This window comes from Salinibacter sp. (assembly GCF_042218895.1).
GTDB lineage: Bacteria > Bacteroidota > Rhodothermia > Rhodothermales > Salinibacteraceae > Salinibacter.
The window spans coordinates 1-3,976 of the sequence record NZ_JBDGQQ010000135.1 but is presented as its reverse complement, the minus strand read 5'-3'; the positions used below and the strand labels follow the sequence as shown (position 1 = coordinate 3,976).

The window sequence follows — 3,976 nt, the reverse complement described above, 5'->3', positions numbered from 1 at the left end:
CAGGCCAGCCCCCTCACGGGATCCGGACCGGCCCTCACTGGCCTGACTGAAATCTCCGAAGATGCGGTCCTGCTGATCGGGGGGAATGCCTCGGCCCGTGTCTACGACCTGAAACGTGAGCCAAGTGTCGGCCGCGCCGGGCAGAGGGGCCTCCTTGGGCGACTGGTCGTCTGGTGGAGAGCCAGGAGCGACACGGATCACGACGCGTCCCTCCTGGGTGAACTTGAGAGCGTTGCTGGCAAGGTTGGTGAGGATTTGCCCCACGCGGGCCGCGTCTCCCACCACGCGTTCCGGGAGGGCAGAGGCGGTTTCGACCCGGAAAGTGACCCCCTCGGTGGCCTTGCTGCGGAGCATTTCCCGGACGTGACGGGCGAGGTGGGCGGGGTTGAAGGCCGTGCGCTCCAGCTCCACTTCGTCGGACCCGAGCTTCGCAAAGTCGAGTACCGTGTTGAGCAGCGTCAGCAGCGTTTCTGCCGAGAAGCGGATACTTTGGAGATACGAGCGCTGGTCCTCCGTGAGGTCGGTGCGCGCCAGGAGCCGCGCCATCCCGAGGACGGCGTTGAGGGGGGTTCGGATCTCGTGGCTCATTGTCGCCAGGAAGCGCTCTTTGGCGGCCAGGGACGCCTCCGCCTGTTCTTTCGCCTCGCGGAGTGCCATCTCAGCCCGCTTGCGCTGCGTAATCTCCATGCCGTAGCCCAGCACCTGCACGACCTCTCCGTCCTGCACGACCGGCGTCACGAACCGGACGTAGTAGCGAGGGTCCCCGTCGGGGCCCTCAAGGGTTTCCTCAAACTGCTCGGTCTTGCGAGTCCGGGCCACGCGCCGAATCGTCTTCAGGCGCGCACGGGCCGTATCCACGTCGTGCCCCCACATCCGGGCATATTCCACGTCGGTCATCCCAATGATTTGCTCGCGGCGGTCGGGGTCCCCCACCGCGCTGGGCGTGACGTACTCGTAGCGCCCCTCCGGCCCAAAGATCGCCAGGTCGATCGGCATCGCGTTGAGCACCTGCTCGTAGAAGTCTTTCAGGCGCCGAATCTTCGCCTCCGCTTTGCGCTGCTCCGTCACGTCGCGATACTGCCACAGGTGCCCAGTCGTCTGGTCGTCGAGGTCGACGGGCACGTAGTCGCGCTCCACGATGCGACCGTCGGCCATGTGGAGAGGCTCGGCCGTGACCGGTTCGCCCGCCTCTACAATCTCTTCCACCCGATCGGTCAGCACGGACGGATCGACAAACAGGTCCTGTGCCGCCTCGGCCGCCGCCCTGCAGTCCGTCCCGGTGAGGGCCGAGGGCGATTCCTCAATCTCGAACAGGTCGCAGAAGGCTTGATTGGCCAGGATCAGTTCGCCGTCCTCATTCTCAACTAGGATGGCGTCCTGAATGCTCTGGATGAGGGCTGAGAGTTGTGAGCGGGAGCGCCTGAGTTTCCGTTCCGTTCGGATGCGCCGTTGCACCTCTTCCTGCAGTCGCTGATGCGCCCGGCTTCCCCGAAGCACATGCTCGAGCTTCGTCAGGGCCGGGTCGAGCTGTGTCAGTTCACGGGGCGGAAACGGGGCCTCCCGTCGAGAGTCGTGCATCTCGAGGAGGCCCACCTCCCCGAGCCGAAAGGCCACGAGCGCACCGCTCTGCGCTGAGCGGCCCGCCGCCAGCGCCGAGAAGTCCGCGTCGGCGGCGTGCGTGGATACCTTGTCGCTCGTCCGAAGCTGCTGGACGAGCGGATGGTCCGTCGTCAGCGTAGCGGTGTTCACGTACGACGTGGAGGTGGCGTGGAGGGGCCGGAGGGGAGCGCCGTCCTCCTCGCGCATCCACACGGCCACGTTCTCCAGCTCTTTCCGTGCGGCCAGAGTACCCGCAAAGGCCGAGGCGTTCTCGGACGGGTCGAGCGCCGCCCCGACGGACAGGGCAAGTTCATAGAGAAGGGGAAGCTCGTCGTCAATCCTGGGCGCGTCGGGCATGTCTGTGGGGAGGGAGAGTGTCAATTTTACAAAGACGCAGGCTGGAGGACGCTCCTGCAACCTGCCAGAGTCCGGTCCCGTCTACACGTCGTCTCGCGCCGGGAGACCGATGCTGCGGTGTGCTATCGTGATCAATCCAGTGGGTTCGATGCATACCGGACGACGCTCATCTGCCGGCCTCCAGCACAATCGGACTTCGGTCCAGCAGAAGAGTGCGGGAGTCCGGAGGACAGGTCAAAGTCGAGCCTCACGGCCGATGTGGCACCAGAAACGGCGTGCGTTCATCCCTTGTTGGCCCCGGGATCAGTCTCTCGACTCTCGAGCACCACTTCCTCCTCGTCCTTTCCCTCGTTTGCGTCTCGAAGCTTGCGGTTCAGAATCGCCCCACTCTTCCCGATGCTCAGAATCGAACCGGCACTCCCAACGCTCAAGATGCTCCCCGCGCTTCCGATACTGAGGATCGATCCGGCGCTGCCAATGCTGAGGATCGAACCGCTACTTCCGATGCTCAGAATACTGCCGAAGCATCCGACACTGAAGGCGCTCAGGGCGCTTCCTATACTGCGGACGGAGAGCCACGAAGACGTTTCTGATCGCATGATTGCCCACCTATCACTTTCGGAAATACGGCCGAAAACAAATTCGTGAGGGGTTTCCTCAGCTGAAACAGAGCCCAATGAAGTCCCGCCCGGTCAGGGGAGTCGAACGGCACTACCTCGAACGATCGAAAGCGGCAGCAGCCCGGATTCGGGGGCGTAGACGGAATGTGTGCTCAGTACCACCGTGCGAATTCAAGGCTTTCGAAGACGCTTCGGGCAACAGCACAATCGGCGCGGCGCGGACACGTCGCGTACATCGTTAACGTTTCCTCATTGCTCCGCCCAGTGACCGAGTGCCATAAGTTGAGGGGAAATGAGCGATCCCTCAGAAATACAACCTCGAGGCTGTATTTCCAGCGCTGGTATTCTTGCTTGGATTTGAATCGTCCAACCACGGCCTTTCTACCGGCTACTGTCGTCGTGTCTACGAAGCGACAGACGTGGTAATCCCGTTCTCCGCCTATTCCTCCCCAACGACCATACTCGAACCCGATCCGAAACGCTGTCGAGTCGGTGGTCGAGTCCTGAACGGTGACAGGGAATGAATCGATGCCGACCTCCTCCTCGTTGATCTGCTGGACGCTCGGAGGCAGCCAAAACGAAAACACTGGCCTTCCTCCATCGAATTCCCACCAAGACGTATCCGGCCCCGATGACTCGTAGGGAGCACACTCTGGATGAAATTGCCGGCTCGTAGAGTCCGGCTTACCGCAAACAGTCAGACCTGCGATCACGACAGTTCCCAGAAGGACCCCTGCAGAACAGCGGAGCGGTAGGCGTATCATCTCAGGTGCACATCTCACGTGCACATAACGATGAAGGTCAGCTGGAACGGGCGGGAAGATGCCAGGCAAAACTCGCCCCAGTCAAACAGAGCCGACAGGCGATGTTTCCGTTCGCTGGCGTCGTCACCCTCGACCGATGAGATCGAACCCGCTTAACCGACCTTGTCTGAAAACGGCCCGCACCGTTTTCAGCTGCAGCGCAGGGTTGTGCCGCCTCCTACGACGAGACTCAGAATTGCGCTCCTCCTGTAGAGGTGCGCTTACAAGCCCAGCGTCATGGCTGCACAGCCGTCGGCTCCGCCTCGCGACCGAGGAACTCGGGGGAGTGCCGGGGGACCTGAGCGGGATCGACCCGGGCCTCCGCGTGTATCCGATGCCCCCCTGCACATTGAATTTTCGGCCTCGTCCCGCCGCTCCGCCGTAACGAACAGCGTTCTCGGGCGACACACACCCCGATCTCTCTCCTCGACCGTTTCCCAGAAGCTCGCTTCTCTATGACGACCGACTACGACGTTATCGTGATCGGCGGTGGCGCTGGCGGCCTTTCCGCGGCCGGCATCGCCACCAACCTCGGCGCCAAGACCACCATGATCGAGCGCGACGCCCTCGGCGGCGACTGCACCTGGACCGGCTGCG

At 62.9% G+C, this 3,976-nt stretch carries 3 protein-coding genes; 1 reads left to right on the top strand and 2 read right to left on the bottom strand.

The genetic code is table 11. From position 1 onward, the window contains the following. Both ABEL04_RS11765 and ABEL04_RS11760 read right to left on the bottom strand, forming a co-directional pair. Positions 1–1,956, bottom strand: a 1,956-nt coding sequence (locus ABEL04_RS11765) for a PAS domain-containing sensor histidine kinase (RefSeq protein ID WP_375802586.1), incomplete at its 3' end; no start/stop codon positions are given. Positions 1,957–2,237: 281 nt separating this feature from the next. Beyond that, on the bottom strand, positions 2,238–2,555 hold the full coding sequence (locus ABEL04_RS11760) for a hypothetical protein (protein WP_375802585.1): 318 nt from the start codon (positions 2,553–2,555) through the stop codon (positions 2,238–2,240). A gap of 1,279 nt (positions 2,556–3,834) precedes the next feature. On the opposite strand from ABEL04_RS11760, the gene ABEL04_RS11755 reads away from it, so the two are divergent. Next, positions 3,835–3,976 (top strand): FAD-dependent oxidoreductase (locus tag ABEL04_RS11755; protein WP_375802587.1); only part of this gene is annotated, 142 nt, incomplete at its 3' end.

Bases quoted from the DNA above. Each gene is read 5' to 3' on its own strand.
- ABEL04_RS11760 (WP_375802585.1), bottom strand. From the start codon at position 2,555: ATGCGATCAGAAACGTCTTCGTGGCTCTCCGTCCGCAGTATAGGAAGC.